Origin of the sequence: Rhizobium sp. RAF56, assembly GCF_052113965.1 — a bacterium.
In the GTDB taxonomy this organism is placed as follows: Bacteria; Pseudomonadota; Alphaproteobacteria; order Rhizobiales; family Rhizobiaceae; genus Rhizobium.
The window spans coordinates 16,200-43,160 of the sequence record NZ_JBFRDU010000003.1 but is presented as its reverse complement, the minus strand read 5'-3'; the positions used below and the strand labels follow the sequence as shown (position 1 = coordinate 43,160).

Genomic DNA, 26,961 nt, shown 5'->3' with positions numbered 1-26,961 from the left:
TCCTCAGATGGCCGTGCCGAGCTTGCGGCGGCGGGGGAAGATGAAGAGACCCAACAGGGTGAAGGCCGTCCGCACCACGAAGGAGAGGACGATGTAGAGGACCCCGGTGACGATGTAGGTCTCGAACGAGCGGAACGTGTCGGACTGGATGCGGTTGGCGACCGCCGTCAGTTCCTCGGCGGAAATCTGCGAGGTGATCGATGAGGCGAGCATCAGGAGCACGTACTGGCTGGTGAGCGCCGGATAGACACGCTCGATCGCGGGGCGGATGATAACGTGCCAGTAGGTCTGGGCGCGCGTCAGTCCGAGACACTCGGCCGCTTCCAGCTGCGACTTATGGATTGACTCGAGGCCGGCGCGTACGATCTCGCAGGTATAGGCGCCGACATTGACGACAAGCGCGGCGACGGCGGCAGTATTTGCCGTCACTTTCAGCCCGAGCGAGGCAAAGCCGAAATAGACGAGGAAGATCTGAACCAGCAGCGGCGTGTTGCGGATCGTCTCGACATAGATCGCGGCTAGCGTACGAAGCCAGGGCGGCCCATCCGCTCGCGCGATGGCGCAGAGCGTGCCGACGACAAAACCGAAGACCGTGGCGAGCGCCGACAGCTTCAACGTCAGCCAGACGCCCTGAAGGAAGACCGGCCAGTAGGGCAGGAGGGCGGAGAAGTTGAATGTGTAGCTCATGCTGCCACCCTTTGGCGGGAAACGATGGACCGGAGGACCGGCGCGGGCGTGCCTGCCCAGTCGAGGAAGGCGGCGACACGCCGCTCGACCTTCAGTGCGTGGTTGCTGGCGATGTCGGCGATGCGATGGTCAAGATAGGGATTGCGAAAGCGGTCCATGGTGGTCCCGACATAGGCGCGCGCCGTATCCCCCATGCCGTGCGAGGCGAAGCCGGGCATGACCTCGTCGCGATAGACCGCCTCGAGGCGCGCGGCAACCGCGGGATCGTCAAGGATTACGCGCACGGTCTCGTCCGCTGGTCGGGCTTCCTCCTGCCAGATGTCGGCGAGCACGGTATGGCCGAGATTGAGGATGTAGAGCTTCAGCCGCTCGTAAGGCGCGAGGTCGTCCGTCAGCACGATGGCCGGATGGTCGCAGGGCAGACGCAGCCCAGGCGCCCGCTCGATCGCCCAGAGCGCGTAGGGCTCGGCGACCGCGCCGGCGGGTTCCAGCGGCTCGGAGACGATGCGGTCTACCAGCGTATTGGCGAAGACAACCTCCTTTTTGAGAAAGCGTAGGAAATCCACGCCGGCTTCGGCCCTGGTCGCGATATCGCGGACGATGCCCTCAAGTACTGGGCCGTTGCGGTTGACGAGTTCGCAGGGCAGGATCGTTAGCGCCCGGCCGCCGCGCTGCCAGCGCGCATAAAGAAGCTGAGCAAGCTTGCCCGGAAAGGAGGCAAGCGGCGTTTCAGGGTTGAGGCCGGCGGAGTCTTCGCTTTGGGCGACGGCATAGCCTGCGTCACCCGTGTTTGAGAGGATTATATCGGCTTCGTCGGCGAAGAGATCGATGATCGCGTTCCAGTCACGAGCGGTCGAAAGGCCACGCGACACGCTCTTCACCATCTCGCGGCGCTCGATCGGCTTTCCGTCTTCGATGCCGCGGATAATCACCGGAAAGCCCGCCGGATCGCTGAAGGCCGCAAGCCGTCCTGCTCTCTCCGGCGCCCCGGAGGTCTGGATTATGACGACGGGCGGCACGTCCTGACCCGCCACCCGCGCTTCATGCAGGAAGAGGTCCGCATGGGCTTGGAGAAAGCGGCTCGTGCCGAACTGAAGGATGAGCCCAGCCATCAGATGAACCTCCCAGCCCGGACGACGCAGGACCCGAGGCCGGCATGCAGAAAGGGATAGTAAGGTCTGGAGCGTCCAGTGACCGCGTGCATGAATTCCTCCTTTTCAGGCCGCAATCTGTTCTTTGTGGATAAAAGACATTTCGCTTTAGTGCAAGTGTTTTTTATATAAAAAAAGCAAAGTGAGAAAATTGCGCGCAGGGAGCGCGCCATGAAGAGGTGAACGCTGCGCTGCAAAGCGGCCACACGGCGCAAGCGCGCGCGGCCCGCGGCTGCACCCGATTGCCGCGCGCGCGGCTTCCTTGCCTCCATCCAAATTGCCGCGGACGGACGGTCTGGGTTCCTCGAAAACGTTGCATTACAAAAACCAGATGTATTGCATTAGCTATTTCTGATGCTAGTTTCGCCCGCAATGGCCGGCGCCCAAACGGAATAGGGAAGGGCGCAGAAAGGCCAGAAGCAATGAAAAGCCTAAGGGGAATCAATGGCAAAGCTTAGTAAACTGCTCAAGGCAGGTGTGTTCGCGGTCGGCATCCTGGGTGTGGGAGCCTTTCAGTTCGCGGCGCCGGCATTCGCCGAGATGGTCTACAACCGTGGCAACTCGGAAGATCCGGAATCGCTTGATCCACACAAGACATCGACCGTGAACGAAGCGCATATCCTGCGCGATCTCTTCCAGGGTCTGGTCATGCAGGACAGCAAGGCTGAGCTGATACCAGGGGCCGCCGAGAGCTGGACAGTCTCGAAAGATGGCGCTGTCTATACGTTCAAGCTCCGCGCCGATGGCAAATGGTCCGATGGAACGCCGGTGACGGCAGACGATTTCGTCTATTCCTTCCGTCGTCTTCTCGATCCGAAGACAGGCGCCGAGTATGCCTCGATGCTCTACGTGATCAAGAACGGCGAGGAGCTCAACACCGCCAAGGCAAAGCCCGAGGATCTGGGCGTCAAGGCGATCGATCCCAAAACGCTGGAGATCACGCTTAAGTCCGCAACGCCGTACTTCCTCGAGATGCTGACGCATCAGGCGACCTATCCGGTCAACAAGGCCTCGATCGAAAAGCTCGGCGCCGACTGGATCAAGCCAGGCAACCTCGTTTCCAACGGCGCCTTCAAGCTTACCGAATTCGTGCCCAACGACCACATCAAGCTGGTCAAGAATCCCGAGTTCTTCGATGCGGCTTCCGTGAAGCTCGACGTCGTCAACTACATTCCGACAGAGGATCGTTCCACCGCGATCAAGCGCTTCGAGGCGGGTGAGCTCGACTCGAACGACGATCTGCCAACCGAACAATTGGCCGACCTCAAGGCGAAATTCGGCGACCAGCTGCATATCGGCCCGTTCCTCGGCACCTACTACTACGCCATCAAGACCGACAAGGAGCCGTGGAGCAATCCCGAGCTGCGCAACGCCGTGTCCATGGCGATCGACCGCGACTTCCTTGCCGAGAAAGTCTGGCAGGGCGCGATGCTTCCCGGCTATTCGATGGTGCCTCCCGGTATCAAGGGCTATGAGGCGCAGAAGGCCACGTTCGCCGACAAGTCCCAGCTCGACCGCGAGGATGACGCCAAGGCCGTTCTTGAAAAGCTCGGCTATGGCCCGAACCATCCGCTGAAGATGGAAATCCGCTACAACACCTCGGAAAACCACAAGAATACGGCCGTGGCGATCCAGGAACAGCTGAAGCCGCTTGGCATCGAGGTGACGCTGCTCAATGAGGATATGAAGAGCCACTACTCTCATCTCGAGCACAAGGGAGATTTCGACGTGGCACGCGCCGCTTGGGTCGCGGACTATCAGGACCCGGAATCCTTCCTCGGCATCTCTCGCAAGGCGAGCGGCAACAACTACTCGAACTTCAACAATCCGAAATTCGAGGAGATGATGGACAAGGCGTCGGCGGATGGAGCCAACGCGGAGGCGCGCTTCAAGGACCTACAGGGCGCCGAGCGCGTGCTGGTCGACAACGTCGGCCAGATTCCGCTGCTGTACTACAGCTATCACGATATCGTCTCGTCCAAGCTTACCGGTTTCGATGACAACGTCATGGACGTGCATCCGAGCCGTTTCATCAGCAAAGCCCAGTAATATTATCGGATGGAAGAGCCGCCGCGTAATCCGCGGCGGCTCTTCCATCCCCAAATTAGGGTGGGCTAAATGCTGACCTATGTTCTGCGACGGCTGCTGACGGCCATTCCGACCATGTTCGTGATCGTCACGCTGTCTTTCTTCCTCATTCGTATTGCACCCGGCGGCCCCTTCAACCAGGAGCATGGCCTTATGCCGGAGGTCAAAGCCAATCTCGAGCGGGAATTCGGCCTCGACCAGCCGCTTTGGCGGCAATATGCGCACTATCTCAACAATCTGGTGCACGGCGACTTCGGTCCGAGCTACAACATGCCGGACTTCACCGTCGCGGAAATCTTCCGCCAGGGGCTCGGCGTGTCGGCTCAGCTCGGCGCCTCGGCACTTATCCTGGCGCTTTTTGTCGGCGGTGCGCTGGGTATCGCCGCGGCGCTGAAGCAGAACAAGGTCGAGGACTATGCGGTGATCGCGGTGGCGACCGCCGGCAGCACCATACCGACCTTCGTTATTGCGCCGCTCATCCAGCTGATGTTCGCGCTGTCGCTGAAGCTGATCCCGGTCGCCGGCTGGGGCGGCGGCGCCTTCGTCAACAAGCTGGGGCCGATCATCACGCTTGCGCTGCCGCAGATCGCCATCGTCGCGCGCCTGATGCGCGGTTCGATGATCGAGGCGATGCGCGCCCATCACATCCGCACCGCCCGCGCGCTCGGCCTGTCGAGCTGGTCGATCGTGGTCCGGCACGCGTTGCGTTCCGCCGTGCTGCCGATCGTTTCCTATGCCGGCCCGGCGGCTGCGGCCTTGATGACAGGATCGATCGTGGTCGAGACGGTCTTCCAGATCCCGGGTGTCGGCCGTCATTTCGTCAATGCGGCGCTCAACCGCGACTATACGCTGGTCATGGGCACGGTCGTCGTCATCGCCATCTTCACCATTGTTTTCAATCTGATCGTTGACGTTCTCTACGCCGCGATCGACCCGAGGGTGCGCTATGACTGATATCGCTACGCTCGACGCAATTCCGGCGCCTGTTGCCGGCCGCTCCTTCTGGCAGGACGCCTGGCGAAGGCTGCGCAACAACCGCGCCGCCGTTGCCGGCTTGATCTATCTGGCGATCGTGTCGGTTGCCTGTATCGCCGGCCCCTATTTCGTCCCGCACAACTATACCGACATCTATGCCGACTACGTGCGCACGCCGCCGTCTTTCTCCGCCTACCCCAAGGCGGACAAGATCGAGGGCGCCTTGAAAGAGGTGACCCAGCGCATGCGTGTCGAGGTCAAGGATTGGCGGCAGGAGACCAACCGCGTCTTCTTCACCGTCACCTCCGGCAACGCCATCGACGAGCGCAGCAGCCGCTATATCGATCGTTCGGACGCCTTTGACGACGCGAAGATGGAAAGCCGCTCGGATGACGGCAAGGAGATGCAGTTCAGCGCCGCCGTCAAGCAGCAGTATTTCCTGTTCGGAACCGACAATACCGGGCGCGATCTATTGTCCCGAACCCTCGTGGCGGGGCGGGTGTCGCTTGCGATCGGCCTGCTCGCCGGCGTCGTGGCCGTGGTGATCGGCGTCATCTACGGCTCCGCCGCCGGCTTTTTCGGCGGCAAGACCGACGAGATCATGATGCGCATCGTCGACATACTCTATTCGCTGCCGTTCATCTTCTTCGTCATCATGCTGGTGGTGTTCTTCGGCCGCAATTTCGTGTTGATGTTCCTCGCCGTCGGCGCGGTGATGTGGCTCGATATGGCTCGTATCGTCCGCGGTCAGGCACTGTCGATCCGGCGGCAGGAATACGTTCAGGCCGCTGAAGCGCTCGGCGTCTCGTCCTTCGGCATCCTCTTCCGTCACGTCGTGCCCAATCTGCTCGGTCCTGTCGTCATCTACATGACGCTGCTGGTGCCCCAGGTCATCATATTGGAAAGCTTCCTTTCCTTCCTCGGCCTCGGCGTCCAGGAACCGATGACAAGCTGGGGTGTGCTGATTTCCGTTGGCGCCAATAATCTGGGCACGGCCAACTGGTTGCTTTTGTTTCCTGCCTTCTTCCTCGTCTCGACCCTGTTCGCCCTCAATTTTGTCGGCGACGGACTGCGCGACGCGCTCGACCCGAAAGACCGCTGACATGACGGACACAACCACTCCTATTCTCAGTGTCCGCGATCTGACGGTCAGCTTCGCCACGGCCGACGGCGAGGTCGCGGCGGTCAAAGGCGTCGACCTCAACGTCAACGCCGGGGAAACCGTCGGCATCGTCGGCGAATCCGGTTCCGGAAAGAGCCAGACGATGATGGCGCTGATGGGCCTGCTTGCCGCCAACGGCAAGGCGGCGGGTTCCGCCAGGTACCGCGGCACGGAACTGGTCGGCTTGCGAAAGCAGGAACTCGACAGGATCCGCGGCGAGAAGATCACCATGATCTTTCAGGAGCCGATGACCTCGCTCGACCCGCTCTACCGCATCGGCGACCAAATCGCCGAGCCGCTGATCCGCCACAAGCAATACACGCGCAAGTCAGCCCGTCCACGGGTGCTTGAGCTCCTGAAGCTCGTCGGCATTCCCGAGCCGGAACGCCGTATCGACGCCTATCCGCACGAGATGTCGGGCGGCCAGCGCCAGCGCGTGATGATCGCGATGGCACTCGCCAACGATCCCGATATCCTGATCGCCGACGAACCGACAACGGCACTCGACGTCACCATCCAGGCGCAGATCCTCACCCTCTTGGCGGAGCTGCAAAGCAAGCTGAAGATGGCCATCGTCTTCATCACCCACGATCTCGGCATCGTCAGGCGCTTCTGCGACCGCGTCTACGTCATGCAGTCCGGGCGGGTGGTGGAGACGGGGGAGGTGGAGCAGATGTTCGACGCCCCTCGTCACCCCTATACGAAAATGCTGCTCGCCGCCGAGCCGACCGGCCGCAAGATTCCCGCGCCGGCGGGCGCTCCCACCGTGCTTAGCGGCAAGGAGGTGCAGGTCCGCTTCAAGACAGGGGGCGGCCTGTTCAAGGGGCCGCCGACCTACCTTCAGGCGGTGGACCGGATCGATATCGACGTCCGTCAAGGCCAGACCATCGGCATAGTCGGGGAATCCGGTTCGGGCAAATCGACGCTTGGCCGCGCCCTTTTGCGAATGCTGTCGAGCTCCGGCCGCATCGTCTTTCTCGGCCGGGATATCTCAGGGGCGAGCGTTGGCGACATGCGGCCGTTACGGCGTGAGCTACAAGTCGTCTTCCAGGATCCGTTCGGATCCTTGTCGCCGCGCTTGACGGTCGGGCAGATCGTCACCGAGGGACTATTGGTCCACGAGCCATCGCTATCCGCACGCGAGCGCGATGCCCGCGCGGTGGAGGCGCTGCGGGAGGTCAATCTCGATCCAGTGATGCGCAACCGTTATCCGCATGAGTTCTCGGGCGGCCAGCGCCAGCGTATCGCCATTGCCCGCGCCATGATCCTGAAGCCGAAGGTCGTGATCCTCGACGAACCCACTTCGGCGCTTGACCGTTCGGTGCAAAGGCAGATCGTCGATCTCCTGCGCGACCTGCAAAAGGCGCACGACCTCTCCTACCTGTTCATCAGCCACGACTTGGCGGTCGTCCGGGCGATGGCGGATGAGATCATCGTGATGCGGCACGGCCGCGTCGTCGAGCGTGGCTCGGTCAACGAGATCTTCGATCACCCGACAGATCCCTATACGCAGGCGTTGATGGCCGCCGCCGTCGACCAGACGCGCTTCAAGCAGCGGCTCTAACGCACCGCCTGCATCCAGACTCGGACCACGGATTCATCCTATCCGGCTATGACCCGATAGAACCTCGACCCGGCACGATCTCAGTCGTGCCGGGTCGAAGGATGTTCAGGGAACAGGGTAGGAGTGCCTACCTTGGTCTTATGCCAGCACCGTATCGCGTGCTTCCGAGCGGCTGGCGACGATCGCACCGAGCACGGCCGCCAGCGGGATGAGCCATGGCGCATAGTCAAGCAGGCCAAGGCTTCCGGTCAGCGTCGAGTAGTTCTCGATGACCAGCACGGCTGCGACCGCCAGGCCCACCGTTGAAAGCACAGCGATCAAGAGATGCAGGGACACGCTCTTCATCTCGTGACGGGTGTGCCAGGTGAAAATGGCGACCGAAAGCGAGGTTGCGGCTTGAAGCAGGATGATCCCGAGAGCTGCAAGGCCGAAGGTGCTCGAGAGCACCGTCATCAGCGGATCCGCGCCGCCGATGGCGAAGAGGGCGACAACAACGGCGGTGAAGACGCTCACGACGACGCTGGCGACATGGGGGGACTGCAGCTTCGGGTGCAGCGCCGAGAATGCGCGGGGCAACATTCCCTCTCTGCTCAGCGCGAAAAGGTATCGCGATGCGGCGTTATGCAAAGCGATCGTCGCTGCCAGCGCGCTGGTCATCATCAGGAACTCGACCGCGACGATGAAAGCAGGCGTCGTGTATTGCGCAAAGGCGCGGAATACCAGCGTACCCGGATTTTCGGCCGCAGCGGCAACGATCTTGTCGTCACCGAAGGCGATAACCACGCTCCACATAGCGATCGCATAGAAGACGGCGATAAAGAGGACCGCGGCGATAAGAGCCCGGCTGACGGTGACATGACCCTCGCGGGCCTCTTCGCTGTAGATCGCGGCGGATTCGAATCCGAGAAACGACACGAATGCGAACATCAGGCCGATACCGAGCGACCCGCTGAAAATGCCGGAGAGGCTGAAAGAGGTGAACGTCACTGTCGCGGCACTCGAAGGCCAGAAGACCGCGACCGCCAATACTGTCAGGATCAAGACCTCCAACGTCAGCAAGACGGACAGCATGCGGGCGCCGAGGGTGATCTCCCGATACCCGACCAGCCCGACGATCACCAGCGAGAGCGCTGCCCAGAACGTCCAGGAGACGTCGAGCCCCAGATTTTCCGTGAAGAAGAGGTTTGCAAAGAAGCCGAAGCCCGCGGCACTTCCGACGACCATCATGCCGTAGACGATGATGGCGATGAATGCCGCCGCGCCGCCGGCATGGCGCCCGAGACCGTGGCGGACATAGGCATAGAATGCGCCGCCGTGGCGGACATGCGGGCTCATGCGAACGAAGCCGATTGCAAAGAGGATGAGCACGAGGCCCGCGATCAGGTAGGAGGCCGGCATGCCCACGCCATTGCCGAGAAGAACGCCGAGCGCGCCATTCCCGACGATGGCGGCGAGCGGCGCTGCGGCGGCGACGACAAGAAAGAAGATATCAAGAGCCCCGAGGCTGCGTTTTGGTGCGGTGGATGACATGGATTGATGTCCCAAGTAGAGCTGAAGGTAAACGTTGGCGTTTGAGAAGGCCGGATCAGGGCAGGGTGACGCGCTTGCCCGTCAAAGGAGTGGGGAAGGGACCGCGCTGCAGCTTATCATTCTCGTCATAGAACTTCGCTGTTGCAGTTCCCGTCAACGTTTCACCGGAGACGGCGATTTCATAGGAAATCTCGCCACGGCTTGCAAACTTGTGCGTGGCGCGATCGGCGGTGATTTCCACGAACTTGCCGACGATCTTCCCGTCCTTGCTCGCCCAGATGCCTTTTCCGTCACTGTCGCTGGTGTTTTCATCCCCCATGTCCGGGTTGGCCTGCTGCATCGTGCCGTCGGCATTGAAGACGAACATGTGGTAGGGGAAAGGCGCGTCGGCAGCCTTGACGACCCATACGCCGACGATCGCGTCGTCCGAGGCGGTTGCCGGGGTCATGCCGCATAGAAGCGAGAGAAGGGCGGCTGCCGCGAGCGGACGCCCCAGTCTTCTCACCCGGTCGGTTGTTTTCTTAAGGTGTAGAATTTGCATCGAAAGTCTCCCAGTTGATCTTCGTTCAAGTGCCCGCGCCCCTCTCGTCCGTTCCCGAATTGTGATTGTGCGTCTTCGAGAGGGCGCGCGCGATAAGGTTCAGCCGTTGTGCCAGACGCGCCACATTTCCTTGGCTTCGCTCCAGCCTTCGTCACCCTCGGGCCCGGCGGGCGTGTAGCGCGCGCCGGGCACATCGTGCGCCGGCAGCGTCCACGAGCCACGCTCGACCAGCCTGTTGATGTTGCCGCGATATATCTCGTCGACGGCCGCGTGATGATCGGGTTTCCGATCGAGCCACAGGTTTCGCGGATGGATCGGCTTTTCGTACATGCGCGCGAAAAGCTCGGTGCGCAGGTCCTTCATCCAGTTGGAGTTGAGGTTCATGGTCCGGAATTGCCGCAGCGCTTCGATGTCGACGATGCTCGCAACGATGGTGTTGGCGCCGCTTGCCGCATGGGAGGCGATGTTGCCGCGGTAGTCGACGATGTGTCCGTTGCCGCCGGCGATGTCGATCGGATGCTTCGAGCTCGGCGACAGGTAAACGGGGCCGATGTTCGGGCAAAGCATGTAGACGCTGTTGAATTCCGCGTGGGCGCGGTTCTGGATCATCCAGCTGCCGCCGCCGGGATAGCCGGATCCGGTCATCGGCATGGCTTCCGACGGCCTGTAGACGACCTCGGCACCGTTGAAGGCGAGTGCCCGGACGGCCTCCGGGTATTCGCCGTCAGAGCAGCAGATGGTGCCGATATTACCGATGTCGTCGGTTCGCAGCACAGGATAGAAAGCCTCGATGCCGTCGCCGAACATTTCGACCCAGCGGTCGTAGACGTCATGCGGGGTACAGCTACGCTCCCGGCACCAGATGTGGTTCTTGGCGGCACGATGGACGACTTCGCCCTGGCGGTTGATCACGAAGAGCGTGTTGAAAAAACGATCCGGCATGACGTCGGGCCAACGCGCCTTGCACTGGCCGATGATGTAGGTGTCGTAGTGGCGCGCCAGCTTGCCGAGCGCTTCCGTTTCCTCGCCCGGCAGATCGATGAACATTTCCCTTGCGGCGGTCACATGCGGAACGTCGAAGATCTCGTCGGTAAAGCCGGTCAGGGCACCCTCGGCCAAGGCGACGACGCGCACCGGCGCGTTGATCGAACAGATCGAGATGGACGCGTGGATCGCCTCTTCGATCGTTTCGAGATTGTGGCGAATATGCCGCCGTTCGGCGATGCCGGTGACGATTGTCGACAGGCCTATGGCCATGTAGGGAGCGACATAGCTCGGGCGTGTTTGCATTTCTCATCCTTCCACTGCCGGCGGCGGGGCGAGGGAGGGCAAGTTCGCCCCGGCCCCGGCCTGACCAATCCGTCATTCCTTGGAGTCGGAGTGTATGCAGACGCGCTTAACTGCTTCCATCATACTGAAGTACGACGAGGCCTCGGCCCTGCCGGCTCGGATGTCAGTGAAAGATGGATTGTCGTCGAAAAGGCGAAGCGCTAATGCGGCCACGCCCTGTTCTCGTTCAGCTTCTTGACGAGTTCCGCACGGCTTCGCACACCCGCCTTCGCCAGCACGCGGCTTACATGCGTCTTCACGGTCGGCAGTTCGATATTCAGCCGTCGACAGATTTCCTTGTTGCACACGGCAGCGCCGATGAGGATTGCGATCTCCTCTTCGCGCGGCGTGAGCCCGGAAATTCCTGGCTGTGAGTGATCGTCCTCTGGTTTGAAGATGCTGCCTTCAACGAAGGCGACAAGCTTTTCGAGAAAGGTGAGGTTGTCTGCGCTAAAAGCACCGGTGGCGTCATTGCGCAGCAGAGACGCGCCCGCGATGATCTGAGGCCCTTGCCGGAAGTAAAGCTCGACCTGATGCACGGTTTTTTGAGGCATCAGGAATTTTTCGAAATATTCCCGGGTCGCGTCATCGCGCAATGAGTCTCGCGTCAGCAACTGAAGGCGGGCCGCGGACTGGTCCATCTTTTGAGGATGAAGCGGGTCGAAGCGCCAGAAGTGATGGCAATAGCGATCGAGCCAATAAGGCGAGAGGCTAGATAGCTGGTGACCCAGGACAGTTCTTCCACCCTCTACCCGGTAAAAACAGCATCCCGTCAGCGGCATCGCTGCCGTGAGGAGCGACAGGAACTGATCTCCGAAAACTGCTCGATCGAATTGCATCGGTCGCCTGATAGGTTGCACCAACGAGAGTGCGGGAAAATATGCATTTGCATACTAGCATCGCAATTTCGTCGCCGCCAGCGATCCGCGACGGATTTATGACGTTGTCCAGATGCGAGAGACACTGCCGAGGTTGCCCTCGGCAGGTCCGATGCGCGCGGTCCTTGCTTTCGTTGGGCCCGCGCTAGGCGGCGAGTTTCGCAAGGTAGGCGTCGGCTTCCTCCGGTACCGCAAACCAGGGGAACAAATCGGTTGGCTGGTCAAAGCCATTGGCGATGCGCCGCGCGAGTTCGGGATAAGCCTGCGCCGAGCCCATGATGTTGAGGACGTGCGGCGGTGGCGGTTGCAGCAGTGCATTTGTCCAGCCGACGACATATTGGGCGTAGGACCAATAGCTGTCGAAGGTTGCCTGCATGAAGGCCGCGTCAAAGGGCCGGTCGCCATGTGCGAGGATGGCGTCCATATAGACCCTGGCCGACTTCGAGGCGTTGTTCGAACCCTGTCCGGTGATCGGATCGTTGAGGCACACCGCATCTGCCATGCCGAGTACCAGCGCTCCCGATGGAAGGCGTCCGACCGGCTTACGCACGGTTGGAGCAAAGGCGCCTGAAAGGATGCCGTTGTCGTCCGTCAGGGCGATGTCGCGGCAGCGCTCCGCCTCCCAGGGAAGGAAGGTGTCGAGAATCCGCTTGGACGTCGCGAGATGTTCCTGAGGCGTTTTCACGTCTTTCCAGCAGTCCATCGGACCGCCGGGAATGCCCTCGAAAACCATGATCTCGCAAGGGCCGCTCACCGTCAGCGCCGGGAACACAAAATATTCGCCGACTGTCGGGATCAGATTGAAGCAGACGCCGGAGTGCCCCGGCCGCGGTGTCATGCCCGTCACGTAGGTGAGCGCCAGGGCCCGTTGCGGCTTATCGAACGGCGATTTTTCGGCGTCGCGTTCGAAAAGCTTGGCAATGTCGCCCTTGCCGGCGGCAACGATGACAAGGTCGGACTCCCGCGTGAAGCGCTCGAGGTCATCGATGCCGGCTTCGACAATCGTCAGCCGGCCGCCTCGACGCTCGAATTCGGCCATCCAAGCCGGTACTTTCAAGCGCTGGTCGACGCTTTGGGCTGGCCGATCGAGTTTGCCGTTCCAATCGATCGCCTTTCCCGAGCCGTCAGGGGCGGGAACGCAGAAGTTGATGGAGTCGACCGTCGGGCACTCCTTCTCCCAAAAATTGAGCCCGAGGTCTCGCTCGTTCTGCAGCGCGATATCGAACATGCATTGGCTGGACAACACCTTGCCGGAGCGTATCTCTTCTGCGGTACGGTTTTGAACGATGTGAACGTCGTAGCCGTGACCAAGCAGGCCGCAGCCGAGCTGCAGGCCGGATTGGCCGCCGCCGACGATCGTAATGTGTCTTTTCTTGCTCATTGTTGTTCCCTTTTATTTACGGATATCGTGCGCGCAGCCGCTATTCCATCAGTTGTGGGATTGCCGCTTCCGCCCGCTCAGGCCCCATCGCCGTGTACCCGCCATCGACACGGATATCGGTGCCGGTGATGAAGCTGGCGTTGTCGGAAAGCAGGAAGGCGATCGTCTCGGCAACCTCCGAAGCGTCTCCGGTGCGGCCCAGTAGATGGAAGGGCGCAGCGACCTTGTCGGTCTTCTCGCGGTTGTCGTTGGTCAGCTGAACCATGATGTTGCTCCACGTCCATCCCGGAGATACCGCGTTGACCCGGATGCCGTCGGGAGCAAGATCCATTGCCTGGTTGCGGGTGAGCTGCAGGATCGCCGCTTTCGAAACCGGGTAGACCCAGCGGCCGGTCTGCGCCACGCGAGCCGATATCGAGCCGAAATTGACGATGGCGCCCTTGTTCTTTGCAAGATGCGGTCGTGCCGCCTGCATGAGCATCACCGAGCCGACGACGTTGACGTTGAAGGCTGTCAGCCAATCGGCGCGGGTGGTCGCAGCGCCGTTGTCCAGGTAGGTACAAGCCACGTTGACGAGAAAATCCAGGCGGCCGGTTTTTTCGACCGTTTTGCTCACCAGCGTCTCGATATCCTCGTCGCTTGAGAGGTCGCAGCGCACGAAACTGGCCTTGTCTCCAAGCCGGTCGGCGGCGGCCGCTCCGTCCGCTTCGTTGATATCGGCGATCACCACCTTCGTGCCGTAGCCGATCAACGTTTCCGCTACACCTTGTCCGATCAGCGTTGCACCTCCGGCAATAATCGCTGTCTTTCCTTCCAAACCGCGCATGACGTTCCCTCTGCTTCGTTTCGTGATTATCAGGTATTGAGTGGCCGGCTTGCCGGCTCGACCGTCGGCAATGGCGTCGCCGGCGAGGCGGCGGTCGTCGTAAAGCTCCCGTCGACGTAGAGGAGTGGCTCTGTATTCTCAGGGCCGACCACCGTCTTCTTCACATGGCCGATCAGGATAACATGGGTGGCGAATTCCACCGCCTGGTCCAGCTCGCAATCGAAGCTGGCGATGGCGTGATTGAGGACCGGCGCACCGGTCTCCTCGTCGCTCCATTCCCCGATCTTGAAGCGCTCCTCTCCGGAATGAACCGTTCTGCCAGCAAAGGCTTCGGCCACATGTGTCTGGTCAAGAGAGAGGACGTTGACGCAAAAGACGCCGCTCTCCGGGGCGAGCTGTCCGACCCAGGTCCCGCGGTTTATGCAGGCGATCACGGCGGGAGGATCCACGGTCAGCGAGCAGACCGCGGTAGCGGTCACGCCGCGCAGCTCGCCGTTGACACCACGTGTCGTGACGACGGTAACCGCGCCAGACACCCTCCTCATGCCGGAACGAAAGGCATCCTTGCTCACTTGTTCCTCCTCATCGCGAACAAAAGTGTCCGAGTTGCTTTTCCATTTGACGGAGTGGGATGTTCATCGCTTAAACTGAATGGAACAATCCGGATTGCGAACACCATTGTCCAAATTCGGCAGAGGGATCGCTTCGGCGTTGGGCTCCAGAACTCTGGAGCAGGGGAGGACGGCTTTGATGCAAGCTTATGGAGTGCCGCTTTCGCGATTCAAATCGGTCGACACCTGCTCGCCCGATGAGGCGCGTGAGGCGATCGGGCGAATTTTCTGCCCGCATTTCCTTAATCCGACCGACCGCCGCCCCTTGGATTTTCATGCCGTTCATCACTCGTCCAGGCAGCACGGCTATTCCGTAAACTATGTGAGCTACGGCTCGACCGTAGAAATCGATCCCGGCGAGCTTTCGCGCTTCTTCCTGATCCAGATTCCCGTGAGCGGCGGCGCCGCGGTCCGCTGTGGCACGTCGCTTGCGGAAACGAGCGCGGGCTTGAGAGGGTCGATACTTTCGCCGACGCTGCCGACGCGAATGACATGGAATGCCGGCTGCGAGAAGATCATCGTCCTCGTCGAACGGGAGGCGATCGAGGCGCAATTCTCAAGCCTGACGCATTGCGAAGCGAAGGTGGAATTCAGCACCGGCATCGATCTCACGGGTGTCGTCGGTCGATCGATGACGCGTCACGTGAACCTCATCCTTGCTGCCGCGGAAGAGGAGAGCCAGACGCCGGAGGCTTACCAGGTCCTTCTGCGCGAGGGACTGACGATGTTGCTGCTGACAGGGTTCGAGCACAGCGGCTCGCACCTGCTCAATCAACCGGTGAGCGCACCGGCACCATCGGCAGTGCGGCGCGCAGAAGCCTATATCGACGAAAACGCTGAACACCCGCTGACGATGGGGGAAATCGCCAATGCCGCCGGCACATGCCTGCGCTCGCTCCAGGATGCATACAAACGAACACGCGGAATGACCTTGTCGCAGGCGATACAGAACGCGCGGCTTGAGCGGCTTCGAGCCGGCCTCATCGACCCGGAAGGACCGGCGTCCGTAGGCGACGCCGTATTCGCCGCCGGATTCGGTCACCTTGGGCGGGCAGCCGCACTATATCGCGACCACTACGGCGAAGCTCCGTCGCAAACGTTCCGTCGCCGACGTTAGAGCAATTCAGGAAAAGTGTGACGCGGTTTTCCGTCCGGAATTGCGTAAAAATAAACTGATAGAGCGTTTACGCGTTTCGAAGAAAAACCAAAACGGTCTAGGTCACTGCAAGGGCAAATGACACGCCCTGCAAGCAAAGAGAAAAATTCGCCTGGAAGAGGCGACAATTCCGCTATCGTCGGATTTCCAATTGCACAAACAAAGCATTTGCTTATTGCTAACTTATGATCCGAAGAACCCCGATTCGACAAATCGGCCTCCGAGTCGTCGATAACAGCGCGAAGTGGAAATGGGCGGGCAAGGTTGCCATTCGCCTTTGCTATGCCGTGGGTTTGGCGAGCGCGATCACAAGTTGCGCTTCTCGGTCTGGCGTGCGCGTACCCGGGCCGGCTGCGATGGTCTCCGCCGATTCGGCGCTGGTGGTTCCTCCGCCAGGTGGTCCCGCGGTTGTCAGCGTTCTCCAGCACGACTTCAGCAACGCCGTTACCCAGGAGATCTTTCTCTTCACCTCGGCCGGAGCGCCGGGGCAGAACGTGCTTCGCGTCACCATGTTCGGGCCGGTCGGGCTCGAGTATGATGACCGCAAGTCGCTCGGCTACAACTCCCTGAGGGACGAGACCGTCAATGCCGACATGCGCCGCGAACTGCCCGGCGTCGCGATGGCGCGGTCGGCCTATTTCGTGCAGAACAGCTACGGTCCGTTTGGCTATGCGTTCGGGCGGAGCGCATATGGCGACACCTGTCTCTACGCTTGGCAGCAGATCCGTTCGAGCGCCAACGCCCGGGCGGCGTTCATCAATCGGGGGACAATCCAATTGCGGCTGCGGGTGTGCGATGCGCATGCCACGCAAGAGCAACTGCTGGGCCTGATGTACGGCATTACGATCGTCGGCACCTTCCCCGCGCCCGGCTGGAATCCGCTCGATGGGCCGCCTCCCGTGGATCCGACGCTGGGTCGCGCAGGAAATCCGATCTATCCGGGAATTACGGCTGGTCGCACCACTCCGATGGCAAGCTTTCAGACGGGTCCGGACGTGGCGCCGGCGCCACGTGCGCGCCCCGTCGTACGGGCACCGGTGGAAGCCGCGCCCGCGCTCCTTCCGGTCGGGCCAATCGTTCCGTCTCCGTTGGCGCCGGCCGGCAATGCCGCCACGCGGGGCGCGGCGGTCGCTCCCAACAGCGCGATCGTTCCCGCCCCCAATTGCGTCGCAGCGGTCGGAGGCGGATGCAAATGATCCGTTTTAAGGCTATTCGTTTTTGACAACACACCGGCTGCGGCGAGCGAGGGCGGACCAGTCCTTTCTCACCAGAGGCCGGACGCGATGGAGAGGCAGTCATGCGGAAGATACGCACCATCGTCGTCTGGGTTGTCGTCTCGCTCTGCGTGCTGACCCTCCTCACACTGCCGGTGAACCTTCAGACCCAGCTGGTCATCAGCGTGACGGTGATCATCATCATGTCGATCATCCGATTCTTCAAAGGCGAGGGAAGGTGGCGGCTCATCGCCTTGGCCTTCGGCACGTCGATCATCCTGCGCTACGTCTACTGGCGGACGACCAGCACGCTGCCGCCCGTAAACCAGCTGTCAAACTTCATCCCCGGCTTTCTGCTCTACCTTGCCGAGATGCAAAGCGTGCTCATGGGCGCCTTCAGCCTCTTCGTCGTCGCCATGCCGCTGGCGTCCCGGCCGTCGCGGTCCGCGAGCAAGCAGACTACGCCGCATGTGGACGTCTTCGTCCCTTCCTACAACGAGGAGCCGGAGTTGCTTGCCAACACGCTGGCGGCGGCAAAAAGCATGGACTACCCCGAGGACAAGGTCGACGTCTGGCTGCTCGACGACGGCGGTACGCTGCAGAAGCGCAATTCCACCAAGGTCGTCGAGGCGCAAGTTGCCACAGCGCGGCACGAGCAGCTCAAGCAATTGTGCAAGGAACTTGGGGTCCACTATCTGACGCGTGACCGCAACGAGCATGCCAAGGCCGGCAACCTCAACAACGGCATGCAGCATTCAAAGGGGCAATTGATCGCCATATTCGATGCCGATCACGCGCCGGCACGCGATTTTCTGAGGGAGACGGTCGGCTATTTCGATGACGATCCGCGCCTCTTCCTGGTTCAAACCCCGCATTTCTTTCTCAATCCAGACCCCGTCGAGCGCAATCTTCAAACCTTCGAAAAAATGCCGAGCGAGAACGAGATGTTCTACGGCATTATTCAACGCGGCCTCGACAAGTGGAACGCGTCCTTCTTCTGCGGATCGGCGGCCGTGTTGCGGCGCAAGGCGCTGGAGGAGACCAATGGCTTTTCCGGCGTCAGCATCACCGAGGATTGCGAGACCGCCATTGCGCTCCACTCGCGCGGCTGGAACAGCCTCTATCTGGACAAGCCGCTGATCGCAGGACTGCAGCCAGCCACCTTCGCGAGCTTTATCGGGCAGCGCAGCCGCTGGGCGCAGGGCATGATGCAAATCATGCGTTTCAGCTTTCCCCTCTTCAAGAGAGGTCTCTCGCTGCCGCAGCGGCTTTGCTACATGTCCTCGACGCTCTTCTGGCTGTTTCCCTTCCCGCGAACGATGTTCCTGATCGCGCCGCTATTCTATCTCTTCTTCAACCTGGAGATATTCGTTTCGTCGGGCGCCGAGTTCCTGGTCTATACGCTGGCCTACATGGTCGTGAACATGATGATCCAGAACTACCTTTACGGGTCGTTCCGCTGGCCGTGGATTTCCGAGCTTTACGAGTATGTACAGACCGTCCACCTGCTGCCCGCCGTCATCTCGGTCATATTGAAACCCAGCAAGCCGACCTTCAAGGTGACGGCCAAGGACGAGTCCATCGCCGTCAGCCGGCTTTCGGAAATCAGCAGGCCCTTTTTCGTGATCTTCGGCATTCTGCTGATCGGCGTCGCCATGGCGATCTACAGGGTCTACACGGAACCCTACAAGGCCGACGTAACACTGGTGGTCGGAGGCTGGACCCTGTTCAACCTGCTGATGGCCGGCTGCGCATTGGGCGTGGTCTCGGAGCGCGGAGAGCGGTCGTCGTCGCGGCGCGTGCGCATCAGCCGACGGTGCGAATTTGGTGTTGACGGCAAATGGTATCCGGCCTCGATCGAGGATGTTTCCGTCCATGGCGCGAAGGTGCACGTCTTCGGGAAAAATTTCGATCCGGTGGACGTCGGCACGCAGGGTGCGATCAGGTTCCGCCCTTACAGCACCGGCAGCGAGGAAACCCTTGGGATCATCGTACGCAACTCCTGGGTGGACGGCGACGTCGTTGCGGTCGGTTCTTCCTATGTGCCTACATCGGCCCTGGACCATCGCCTGATCGCCGATCTGATTTTTGCCAATTCCGAGCAATGGACGCAATTTCAGCGAGCGCGGCGACGCAATCCGGGGCTGATCAAAGGCACGCTCTGGTTTATCGGCCTCTCCCTCTACCAGACCAATCGTGGTCTGATCTATCTATTCAGGAGCCTGGCGCCGAAGGCGGAAAAGCAGCGCGAGCCGGCGAGGGCGTCGGTCAAATGAGAGCTTTTCTGCTTGCCCTCGTCCTTGGACTTTTCACTGCGAACGCAATACAGGCGCAGGCGCTTCCCTTCGATATGTCGGGAGAAAGGCCGGCGGGAGCCGCTCCGCCAACCGCGCCCATGCCCGTCAACCCCTCGGCACCGGCTGCGGGACCCGCAGTCATTCCGCCTGTTTCGCCGCAGGCGCCCGCACCGCCGCCCGCCGCGCCAGCCGGCCAGACGACTGCACCCGCGGTCCCATCCGTCTCCACGCCGGCGGTTGCCTCCGTTGGCTACCGCCGGTTTCTGATACCGGCCGCCGAATTCGGCCTTAGCGGTGAGATCGACCGCAGGACGTGGTCCGTCTATCTGACCTCCGAGGAGGCAGCGGCCGCAGCCAGGCTCAATATGGCCTATCGCAATGCCGTCGTCGTGGCGCCGGAATCATCCAAGCTGACCGTGCTGCTCAACAACCGCGTCGTCGGCCAGACGGCGGTCAGTTCGCCTGAGCGGCTGACTGTATTGAGTTTCGAGATTCCGCCCGGTCTGCTGCAGGCCGGTTCCAACAGCATCAGCTTCGAGATTGAGCAGCGGCATCGCACGGACTGCAACGTCGAGTCGACCTACGAGCTATGGACCGACGTGGATCCCTCGCAAACCTATCTCGATTTCGGCCGCGCCGATCCGGTCAAGCTCTTGAGTGCCGATGCCGTAAGGGCGGTAGGGGTCGACGAAACGGGCAACACGCTCTTCAACATTATTGCGCCGGCTATGGAGCAGCCCGGCACGACCAGGCCGCTCATGCGCCTGGCGCAGGGGCTCGCTGTATTGAGCGGCATGCCGAACCAGTCCTTCTCCCTCTCCCGCGGACCCCTTCCGGCGCGCAGTCCGGGCAAGCTGACGGTGCTCGTCGGTACCGCCGCGGAGGTGCAACCCATCCTCCCGTCGTTACCCGCGGTCGCTCAAACGGCACCGCTGACACAATTCCTGCAGGACCCGCGCACCGGCTCGCTGCTGCTGCTGATCACCGGGCCGTCCTGGCAGGCTGTCGAGACGGCGATTGACGGTTTGGCACTTCCGACCGAGCGCGCGCCGGACGTCACCCGTGACGTTTTGGTGACCCAGCGCTGGGCTGCGCCCGACGCGCCGCTTGTCTACGGCAGGACGGACATCCCGCTCGCGCAGCTAGGGGTTCGCACGACCCAGTTCTCGGGGAGGCGTTTCCACACGGAGTTTCGCGTTGGCGTTCCCTCGGACTTCTTCGCCACGGCGTACGGTGAAGCGACGATCCTTCTGGACGCAGCCTATGACCGGACCGTGCTGCCCGGCAGTCATATCGACATATATGTGAACGGCAACGTCGCCTCGACCGTTCCGATCAGCAATCCGGGCGGCGGCATCTTTCGACACCTGCCGATCAGGGTGACGCTGCGCCACTTCGTTCCGGGCGTGAATACGATCGCGCTCGAGGCGGTGCTCAGGACCGAGGAGGACGCCGTTTGCGCGCCCGGGACGTCCGCTTCGGCGGAGCCGCGCTTCGCACTGTTCGACAGTTCCGTTTTCCGCATGCCGAACTTTGCACGCGTCGGCCAGCGCCCCAATCTCGCCGCAGCGGTGGGGACCGGCTATCCCTACGCACGCGCGACGCCATTGCCGGTGTTTGTCGACAGGAACGATGAGGATACCCTGTCGGCGGCCGCAACCGCGCTTGGCAAGCTGGCTGTCGTATCGGCCCGTACGATCCCTCTTGAAGTGGTCGCATCAACAGCTGCGATCGGTGATCGCGATGCCGTCTTCATCGGCGCCATTTCGCAAATGCCGCCAACGGTCTTGTCCCAGCTCAATATCTCGACGGGAGCTCAGGCGCAGTGGCGTCCCGCCGTCGAGGGGCAATCCAAGGAAGTCGACACGCAGGAAGCGTTCGAAGAATGGCGCTCGCGCGTGCGCGGTGGTGCGTGGGGCGGCCAAATATCTGTCTTTGAGGATTGGATGAAGCGCAACTTCGACATATCCTTGAGTTCGCTACGCTTTGCACCGCAAGCCGAGGAGACGTTCATGCCGTCCAACTCGGCGACGCTGCTGATCGCGCAGGGCACAAGCCCGAACGATGTCGGCAGTTGGACGTTGGTAGCGGCGCCGACGGGCACCGATCTGAGGGAGAGCGTCGTCGCCATGACTCAGCACCAGCGCTGGCGGCAGATCGCGGGGCATATAACCACCTTCTCCACAGGCACGAACAAGATAGAGACGATACCTGTCACCCGGTTCCGTTTCGTGGCGACGCAGCCGATGTCTTTTACCAACTACCGCCTGATAGCCGCCAACTGGCTGTCAACCAATATTCTTTCCTATGCGGTGCTGTTCGTGATCGCCTCCGTTCTGCTCGGGCTTGCGACCTCCGCGCTGCTTTCGAACCTGGGAAGGCGGGAGTGATGCGAAAGGCGCTGAGGTTCATGACAGGATTTTGGATGCTGGTCGCCGGCGCCGGTCCGGCTGCGGCCGCAACGATCGACCTTGCCGATTGGCAGAGTTATCGCGATAGGTTTATCGACGGCAGCGGCCGGGTCATCGATGATGCCAACGACAATATCAGCCATAGCGAGGGCCAGGGATACGGCCTGCTTCTGGCATTTCTCGCCGACCGTCCAGCGGACTTCGAGCAGATTTGGTCGTTTACACGGACCGAACTCCTCATTCGTGACGACGGCCTTGCCGCCTGGACCTGGAATCCCACGGCGACCCCGCGCATCACCGACATCAACAACGCAACGGATGGCGATATCCTCATCGCTTACGCCCTGAGTGAGGCCGGCGCTGCGTGGAAGCGCGACGACTATATGGATGCCGCGAGGAAGATCGCGCAAGCGGTCCTCGACAAGGCCGTGATCGCTCACGACGGAGAAACGCAGTTGCTGCCCGGAGTGGACGGCTTCTCGGCGAAGGATCGCCCCGATGGCCCGGTCGTCAATCCCTCCTATTGTGTCTTCGAGGCATTTCCAGCGCTGAACAAGGTGGTGCCTTCTGAAAAATGGCAGGCGCTCAGCGACGGTTGTCACTCTCTCCTGAAGCGTGCGCGGTTCGGCCCGAAAAAGCTTCCAGCGGAATGGGTAAGTCTAGCCGGCACGCCGAAGCCCGCAGATGGCTTTGCACCGGAGTTCGCCTACAACGCGCTTCGCATCCCGCTATACCTGCTACGCGGCGGGATAGAGGATCGGGCGCTGCTTGCCGACTTGCGGTCAGGCATGAGCGATGCGGCAGGCTCCATCACGATCGTCGATCTGCCGACAGGGGACATCAAAAAGGTCCTCGATGATCCAGGTTATCAATCCATCAATCACCTCGTCGCCTGCGTTCTCGATGGAACGCCTCTTCCTGCTCTTGCGCGACGGTTCCTTCCTACGGTCTATTATCCTTCTACGCTCCACTTGCTGGTGCTCGCCTATATCGCCGCAAAACGTCCGGAGTGCCGATGAGACCGATTTTCATAGCATTGGCGGCTACAGGCGTTGCCATCACGGTCGTCGCTGTTCTGACCGAGCGCAATCGCATCGACAGCCAGATCGAAAGGCTTTTTCCACATGCCGGCGAGCCGGTCGACCATCCGCAATTGATGGGTCTCGGCCGTGTCGACGGACCTCTCCCGTCGCAGGACGATGAAGCAGGTGTACAGAAGACGGTGCGCACGCCAGCATTGGAAGCAAACGAGCCAGACGTAGCCGACACCATGCAAGTCGCACAGGCGACCCCGCCTGCAAATCCGCAGCCGGCAGCGCCGCAGGCAGTAGCTCCGCAACCAATAGCCCCGCAACCAGCCGCCCCGCCGAGCCAGGCTTCGCCGCCTGCCGCTAACCCGCAGCAGCCGGACGTCGACGAAAGCGCATTGCGCTATTTCGCAAGCCGTGGCGACAAGGCGCGTTTGCAGGCGGAAATCTCGCGGCTGAAGGCGCTGTATCCCTATTGGACGCCACCGGCCGATCCGCTTTCGGTCCCCTTGAACCAGGACAAGCGCCTGGAAGCGATGTGGCAACTCTATTCCGAGGGACGCTTCGCAGAATTGCGAAAGGCGATTGCCGATCGTCAGGGTGTGGAGCCGGCGTGGCAACCGCCGGCGGACCTGATCGAACGCCTGAACGTCGCCGAGATCCGCGCCAGGCTCGTCAATGCGTCCGATCTCAAGCAATACGAAACGGTGATCCGTCTCGGCTCGGAAACGCCGAGTCTCCTTACATGCAGCGACGTCGATGTGCTTTGGCGCGTGGCGGAGGCATTCGCGAACACCGATCGGCAAGCGCGGGCGCGCGACGCCTATCTTTATGTCCTGAAAAATTGCGACGGCGCGCCTGAGCGACTTGCCACCATACAAAAAGCGGCCGCGCTGTTGCCTTACCCGGTCATGCAGGAACTCCTTGCCGCGGAGAGACCCTTGCCTGCAGGCGGACGCGAGTTTGACAGCATTCGCGATGACCTTGCCCGCCGCTTCATCTCCGATGCGACCACGGATCCGAACTTGGTGATCTCGCCGGACTATCGCAACCACGAGGAGCGCCTTGCCGAGACGCAGGGGCTGGCGTCCGATGCGTTGCTACTTGGTTGGTATTACCTGCGCCGGGAAGACATGGCGACGGCCGAAAAATGGTTTCGTGCCGCCCGCACGAAGGAGGACAGCGCCTCTGCCTCCCAGGGCCTTGCCCTGGTGCTGATTGCCCGCGACGCTCCGCAGGAGGCGGAGGACGTAATGTACCGCTGGCACGACGCCTCGAAAGACGCAACCGCGACCTATCTTGCCGCGACCGCGAACCTGCTGGCGATCGATCCGCCAGTGCAACTCGAGCCGAACATACTGCAGCGTATCGCCGCCGTCGTGCTGAAGGAAAAGGATCCATCGACCGCACAGCAATTCGGTTGGTACGCCCGTGGGCTCAATCAACCCCAAACGGCGGCGCAATGGTTCGCGACATCGCTCGGCTGGAAACCTGACGACGAGCCGTCGGCCTATGGCCTCGTGCTTTCGCGCGCTCAACTCAATGACAAGGCAGGGGTGGCCGAACTGCAGCGGATATGGGCCGGTCGGTCCGAACGCATTGCCCGGCTTGGAGAGACCGAACCGAGCGCAGGCGGCCGCAGGGCGCCTCTTGGCGGTGCAAACCAGACCTTGCCGGTCATCCCCCCCGGGGGGCAGGTGGCAGTGACGCCGGGGCAGGACGTTCAGACGTACGCTCGACCCATTCAGCCACGGGTGCAGGCGCCTGTGCGGGGAGGCGGGCGTGCCGGCGCGGGCTGCGCCAAGACCATCGATCCCGCAAAACTCTCGCCAGCCGTTGCAGTGCCGCGCGGTTGGTGTCTGATGGAAGTCAACCGTCCCGTCGAAGCGGCCGCAGCCTTCGAGGTGGGCTTGCGCAGCGAGCAGGCGCAGGCGAGGCAAGACGCGGCGTATGGACTGAGCCTGGCCTATCTTCGGCTCGGGCTCACCAGTCAGGCGGCGGTCGCGGCCACGCGTGCGCCGCTCAGCGCCGAACGTTCTCTCGAGTTGCAGTCGAACATCTTGAGCGACCGTGCCGCCAACGCCTTTGCCGCCAAGCGTTTTCGGGAATCCATCCAGTTTCTCGACCAGCTGGCTCAAATCCGGCCGGAGCGCGTCGATCTGATGGTGATGCGCGGCTACGCTTATCTCGGACTGAAGCGCTTTGCCGATGCAATACGCATTTTCGAAGCCGCAGCCGCGACCGGCAACCACGCGGCAATCACCGGCCTTTCCGACGCGCGCGAGGCACAGCGCGCTCCGCCGCATTAGACCAGCTAGAAGCAATACCAGGAAAAGTGTGACGCGGTTTTCCGTCCGGAATTGCGTAAAAACAAACTAGCTGCGCCCCTTTTCCCGCTTCATTTTTGCGACCGATCGAGAAGGATGCGCATTTCCTCGAAGCGCCGCTTGCGGTCGGCGTCGTCTTCGCTCGGGGAATAGCAGGTGGTCGACACGCAGAAGCGCACGAGGTGGCGCGGCTTGTCGGCCTTGTCGAACTCACATTCGAACGTGTCCGTCATGTCCGCCTTTGCCGCTCCCTCTCGGGTTGAATAGGTCATGCGCACGCCAGGCGGCTTCAGTTCCGGAAAGGACTGAACGACGCCGATGGCAAGCTTATCCGTAAGGAGGAAGCCCTTGGCGACGGCCTGGCAGGTCGTTTCCAGGTCCGGCGACTGTGCAAGGACAGTGGCGGGAAGCAGCATGAATGCAAGTGAAACTAGACCTTTGCGCAAGGGCATCTCCTCCTGTCGGCTTTCTGAGGACTTAGAGCAATGCCGACAAAGGCAAGTGGGCGGGGTGTTGTAGCTGGAATTATGTTCTTCCAGATGGGCTGAGCCGCCGAGAAATTTTCGCCCGGGAGGCCTCGCCATCGTGACGCGGCGCCGAATTGGCGGAAATGCCGGTTAAAATCACTAAAGTTTAATTTATGTCAAAAACCCCGTTGACAGATCGACCCGCTCCCAACAATCTTAACTCACGAGTAAAGAAAATTTACCGGGGAACGAACAATCGGACGGGAGGGGTCGATGCTGCAAGAGCGCATCGAAGGGAAGTGGCTTGCCTGCTTCCGGCGTGTCTTCACGCTGAATGGAATTACCCGCGGCACGCGGGTGGCGATCGTCGCCGAGACCCAGTCGCGCCCTGTGCTGGTGCAGCTTGCCGATCTTGCTTGCTATGACCTCGGTGCCGACTACTGCATGATCACCATGCCGACGCCGCCTCAGACGGCTCCGGTCCCGGTGAAATCGACCGGCACGTCTCTGGCGGTCAACGGCAACCGCGCCGCCATCGAGGCGATGAAACAGTGCGAGATCATCGTCGACTGCACCGTCGAAGGCATGATCCACGCCGCCGAATGGCCGGAAGTCGAAGAGGCCGGCGCGCGCATCCTCGTGATTTGCAACGAGCATCCGGAAATCCTCGAACGCTGCGAGCCCAAGGCCGAACTTGGCCCCAAGGTCGCGCTCGGCATCCAGATGCTGCGGGAAGCCAAGGAAATGCGGGTGACGTCCGCCGCCGGCACCGACCTCGTCATCGACCTTCGTGATGCGCCCTGCGGCGGCACGCCCGGTTTCGGCACCACGCCCGGGGCAGTGGCTCACTGGCCGGGCGGGCTCTGCCTTGCCTTTCCAGGACCGAAGACGGTCAACGGCCGCATCGTGATGGACGTCGGCGATATGAACCTCACGTTCAAAAGCTACCTTACCAGCCGCATCGACTTCACTGTCGAGAACGATTTCGTCACGGACATCAAGGGCGACGGGCTCGATGCCGAGCTCTTCCGCGACTACATGGAAGCCTGGGAAGACCCGCTTGCCTACGGCTTCTCGCATGTCGGCTGGGGGATGAACCCGGCGGCGCGTTGGGTCTCCGGCGCTCTCTACGACAAGCGCGACATGCAGGCGGTCGAATTCCGCGCCTGGGCCGGCAATTTCCTCTGGTCTACGGGTGCCAACCAATATGCGGGCCGCTTCACCCAAGGACATTTCGATTTGCCCATGCGCAACTGCACGATCGCCCTCGATGGTCGCGCGGTCGTCAAGAACGGCCGCCTCCAGGGCGAATTGGCTCTCTGATTTGACGAAAGGACA

The 26,961-nt window shown here is 61.5% G+C and carries 21 protein-coding genes; 11 read left to right on the top strand and 10 right to left on the bottom strand.

Going from position 1 to position 26,961, the window contains the following annotated elements; all coding sequences use genetic code 11:
• Positions 1-3: 3 nt before the first annotated feature.
• Entirely contained in the window at positions 4-687 is a 684-nt protein-coding gene (locus AB4048_RS03405) for an amino acid ABC transporter permease (protein ID WP_442200519.1), read from the bottom strand.
• Positions 684-1,799 (bottom strand): mannitol dehydrogenase family protein, encoded by a 1,116-nt coding sequence (locus tag AB4048_RS03400; RefSeq protein WP_442200518.1) that lies wholly within the window; start codon positions 1,797-1,799, stop codon positions 684-686. Before AB4048_RS03400 ends, AB4048_RS03405 begins: the two co-directional genes overlap by 4 nt.
• A 483-nt stretch (positions 1,800-2,282) precedes the next feature.
• On the opposite strand from AB4048_RS03400, the gene AB4048_RS03395 reads away from it, so the two are divergent.
• From AB4048_RS03395 to AB4048_RS03380, 4 genes are all read left to right on the top strand, one after another.
• Positions 2,283-3,887: a peptide ABC transporter substrate-binding protein gene (locus AB4048_RS03395; RefSeq protein WP_442200517.1), complete on the top strand. Its 1,605-nt coding sequence runs from the start codon at positions 2,283-2,285 to the stop codon at positions 3,885-3,887.
• A gap of 69 nt (positions 3,888-3,956) precedes the next feature.
• Entirely contained in the window at positions 3,957-4,880 is a 924-nt protein-coding gene (locus AB4048_RS03390) for an ABC transporter permease subunit (RefSeq protein ID WP_442200516.1), read from the top strand.
• Positions 4,873-6,003 carry an ABC transporter permease gene (locus tag AB4048_RS03385; protein ID WP_442200515.1) on the top strand — a complete coding sequence of 377 codons (1,131 nt, stop codon included), beginning with the start codon at positions 4,873-4,875 and terminating at the stop codon, positions 6,001-6,003. Before AB4048_RS03390 ends, AB4048_RS03385 begins: the two co-directional genes overlap by 8 nt.
• Before the next feature lies 1 nt (position 6,004).
• Entirely contained in the window at positions 6,005-7,627 is a 1,623-nt protein-coding gene (locus tag AB4048_RS03380) for an ABC transporter ATP-binding protein (RefSeq protein WP_442200514.1), read from the top strand.
• 138 nt (positions 7,628-7,765) lie between these two features.
• On the opposite strand, the gene AB4048_RS03375 is transcribed toward AB4048_RS03380, so the two are convergent.
• From AB4048_RS03375 to AB4048_RS03345, 7 genes are all read right to left on the bottom strand, one after another.
• Entirely contained in the window at positions 7,766-9,157 is a 1,392-nt protein-coding gene (locus AB4048_RS03375; RefSeq protein ID WP_442200513.1) for an APC family permease, read from the bottom strand.
• Between the two features lie 55 nt (positions 9,158-9,212).
• Entirely contained in the window at positions 9,213-9,698 is a 486-nt protein-coding gene (locus AB4048_RS03370; protein WP_442200512.1) for a hypothetical protein, read from the bottom strand.
• 99 nt (positions 9,699-9,797) lie between these two features.
• Entirely contained in the window at positions 9,798-10,988 is a 1,191-nt protein-coding gene (locus AB4048_RS03365) for a nitrilase-related carbon-nitrogen hydrolase (RefSeq protein ID WP_442200511.1), read from the bottom strand.
• A 200-nt stretch (positions 10,989-11,188) separates the two neighbouring features.
• Positions 11,189-11,809, bottom strand: coding sequence for a response regulator transcription factor (locus AB4048_RS03360; protein WP_442200510.1), 621 nt, complete (start codon positions 11,807-11,809; stop codon positions 11,189-11,191).
• A gap of 241 nt (positions 11,810-12,050) precedes the next feature.
• Positions 12,051-13,286 carry a styrene monooxygenase/indole monooxygenase family protein gene (locus tag AB4048_RS03355; protein WP_442200509.1) on the bottom strand — a complete coding sequence of 412 codons (1,236 nt, stop codon included), beginning with the start codon at positions 13,284-13,286 and terminating at the stop codon, positions 12,051-12,053.
• A 40-nt stretch (positions 13,287-13,326) separates the two neighbouring features.
• The gene (locus AB4048_RS03350; RefSeq protein ID WP_442200508.1) at positions 13,327-14,112 is read right to left on the bottom strand and encodes an SDR family oxidoreductase; all 786 of its coding nucleotides are present in this window, start codon (positions 14,110-14,112) and stop codon (positions 13,327-13,329) included.
• 29 nt (positions 14,113-14,141) lie between these two features.
• Positions 14,142-14,684, bottom strand: coding sequence for a flavin reductase family protein (locus AB4048_RS03345; protein ID WP_442200507.1), 543 nt, complete (start codon positions 14,682-14,684; stop codon positions 14,142-14,144).
• A gap of 178 nt (positions 14,685-14,862) precedes the next feature.
• Here AB4048_RS03345 and AB4048_RS03340 point away from each other — a divergent pair, with 178 nt between their 5' ends.
• The 6 genes from AB4048_RS03340 (at position 14,863) to AB4048_RS03315 (ending at position 25,138) form a co-directional block, all read left to right on the top strand.
• On the top strand, positions 14,863-15,840 hold the full coding sequence (locus tag AB4048_RS03340; RefSeq protein ID WP_442200506.1) for a helix-turn-helix domain-containing protein: 978 nt from the start codon (positions 14,863-14,865) through the stop codon (positions 15,838-15,840).
• A gap of 395 nt (positions 15,841-16,235) precedes the next feature.
• Positions 16,236-17,075, top strand: a complete 840-nt coding sequence (gene bcsN, locus AB4048_RS03335; protein WP_442200505.1) for a cellulose biosynthesis protein BcsN — start codon at positions 16,236-16,238, stop codon at positions 17,073-17,075.
• A gap of 101 nt (positions 17,076-17,176) precedes the next feature.
• Complete coding sequence (bcsA, locus tag AB4048_RS03330; protein WP_442200504.1) at positions 17,177-19,369, top strand: UDP-forming cellulose synthase catalytic subunit; 2,193 nt, start codon at positions 17,177-17,179, stop codon at positions 19,367-19,369.
• Entirely contained in the window at positions 19,366-21,780 is a 2,415-nt protein-coding gene (locus AB4048_RS03325; RefSeq protein WP_442200503.1) for a cellulose biosynthesis cyclic di-GMP-binding regulatory protein BcsB, read from the top strand. Before bcsA ends, AB4048_RS03325 begins: the two co-directional genes overlap by 4 nt.
• A complete protein-coding gene (locus tag AB4048_RS03320; protein ID WP_442200502.1) occupies positions 21,780-22,820 on the top strand; it encodes a glycosyl hydrolase family 8 in 1,041 nt (346 codons plus the stop codon). Before AB4048_RS03325 ends, AB4048_RS03320 begins: the two co-directional genes overlap by 1 nt.
• Positions 22,817-25,138 carry a tetratricopeptide repeat protein gene (locus AB4048_RS03315; RefSeq protein WP_442200501.1) on the top strand — a complete coding sequence of 774 codons (2,322 nt, stop codon included), beginning with the start codon at positions 22,817-22,819 and terminating at the stop codon, positions 25,136-25,138. Before AB4048_RS03320 ends, AB4048_RS03315 begins: the two co-directional genes overlap by 4 nt.
• 89 nt (positions 25,139-25,227) lie before the next feature.
• On the opposite strand, the gene AB4048_RS03310 is transcribed toward AB4048_RS03315, so the two are convergent.
• A complete protein-coding gene (locus AB4048_RS03310) occupies positions 25,228-25,608 on the bottom strand; it encodes a hypothetical protein (RefSeq protein WP_442200500.1) in 381 nt (126 codons plus the stop codon).
• Between the two features lie 288 nt (positions 25,609-25,896).
• Between AB4048_RS03310 and AB4048_RS03305 the strand changes: the two genes are divergently transcribed.
• Complete coding sequence (locus AB4048_RS03305; protein ID WP_442200499.1) at positions 25,897-26,946, top strand: peptidase M29; 1,050 nt, start codon at positions 25,897-25,899, stop codon at positions 26,944-26,946.
• The last annotated feature ends 15 nt before the right edge of the window (positions 26,947-26,961 follow it).

What these genes read in the sequence shown, in the direction of transcription:
- AB4048_RS03310 (WP_442200500.1), bottom strand. Translation starts at nt 25,608, where the DNA reads ATGCCCTTGCGCAAAGGTCTAGTTTCACTTGCATTCATGCTGCTTCCC.
- AB4048_RS03375 (WP_442200513.1), bottom strand. Translation starts at nt 9,157, where the DNA reads ATGTCATCCACCGCACCAAAACGCAGCCTCGGGGCTCTTGATATCTTC.
- AB4048_RS03390 (WP_442200516.1), top strand. Translation starts at nt 3,957, where the DNA reads ATGCTGACCTATGTTCTGCGACGGCTGCTGACGGCCATTCCGACCATG.
- bcsN (WP_442200505.1), top strand. Translation starts at nt 16,236, where the DNA reads ATGGTCTCCGCCGATTCGGCGCTGGTGGTTCCTCCGCCAGGTGGTCCC.
- AB4048_RS03360 (WP_442200510.1), bottom strand. Translation starts at nt 11,809, where the DNA reads ATGCCGCTGACGGGATGCTGTTTTTACCGGGTAGAGGGTGGAAGAACT.
- AB4048_RS03315 (WP_442200501.1), top strand. Translation starts at nt 22,817, where the DNA reads ATGAGACCGATTTTCATAGCATTGGCGGCTACAGGCGTTGCCATCACG.
- AB4048_RS03355 (WP_442200509.1), bottom strand. Translation starts at nt 13,286, where the DNA reads ATGAGCAAGAAAAGACACATTACGATCGTCGGCGGCGGCCAATCCGGC.
- AB4048_RS03380 (WP_442200514.1), top strand. Translation starts at nt 6,005, where the DNA reads ATGACGGACACAACCACTCCTATTCTCAGTGTCCGCGATCTGACGGTC.
- AB4048_RS03370 (WP_442200512.1), bottom strand. Translation starts at nt 9,698, where the DNA reads ATGCAAATTCTACACCTTAAGAAAACAACCGACCGGGTGAGAAGACTG.
- AB4048_RS03385 (WP_442200515.1), top strand. Translation starts at nt 4,873, where the DNA reads ATGACTGATATCGCTACGCTCGACGCAATTCCGGCGCCTGTTGCCGGC.
- AB4048_RS03305 (WP_442200499.1), top strand. Translation starts at nt 25,897, where the DNA reads ATGCTGCAAGAGCGCATCGAAGGGAAGTGGCTTGCCTGCTTCCGGCGT.
- bcsA (WP_442200504.1), top strand. Translation starts at nt 17,177, where the DNA reads ATGCGGAAGATACGCACCATCGTCGTCTGGGTTGTCGTCTCGCTCTGC.
- AB4048_RS03365 (WP_442200511.1), bottom strand. Translation starts at nt 10,988, where the DNA reads ATGCAAACACGCCCGAGCTATGTCGCTCCCTACATGGCCATAGGCCTG.
- AB4048_RS03325 (WP_442200503.1), top strand. Translation starts at nt 19,366, where the DNA reads ATGAGAGCTTTTCTGCTTGCCCTCGTCCTTGGACTTTTCACTGCGAAC.
- AB4048_RS03320 (WP_442200502.1), top strand. Translation starts at nt 21,780, where the DNA reads ATGCGAAAGGCGCTGAGGTTCATGACAGGATTTTGGATGCTGGTCGCC.
- AB4048_RS03340 (WP_442200506.1), top strand. Translation starts at nt 14,863, where the DNA reads ATGCAAGCTTATGGAGTGCCGCTTTCGCGATTCAAATCGGTCGACACC.
- AB4048_RS03400 (WP_442200518.1), bottom strand. Translation starts at nt 1,799, where the DNA reads ATGGCTGGGCTCATCCTTCAGTTCGGCACGAGCCGCTTTCTCCAAGCC.
- AB4048_RS03405 (WP_442200519.1), bottom strand. Translation starts at nt 687, where the DNA reads ATGAGCTACACATTCAACTTCTCCGCCCTCCTGCCCTACTGGCCGGTC.
- AB4048_RS03350 (WP_442200508.1), bottom strand. Translation starts at nt 14,112, where the DNA reads ATGCGCGGTTTGGAAGGAAAGACAGCGATTATTGCCGGAGGTGCAACG.
- AB4048_RS03395 (WP_442200517.1), top strand. Translation starts at nt 2,283, where the DNA reads ATGGCAAAGCTTAGTAAACTGCTCAAGGCAGGTGTGTTCGCGGTCGGC.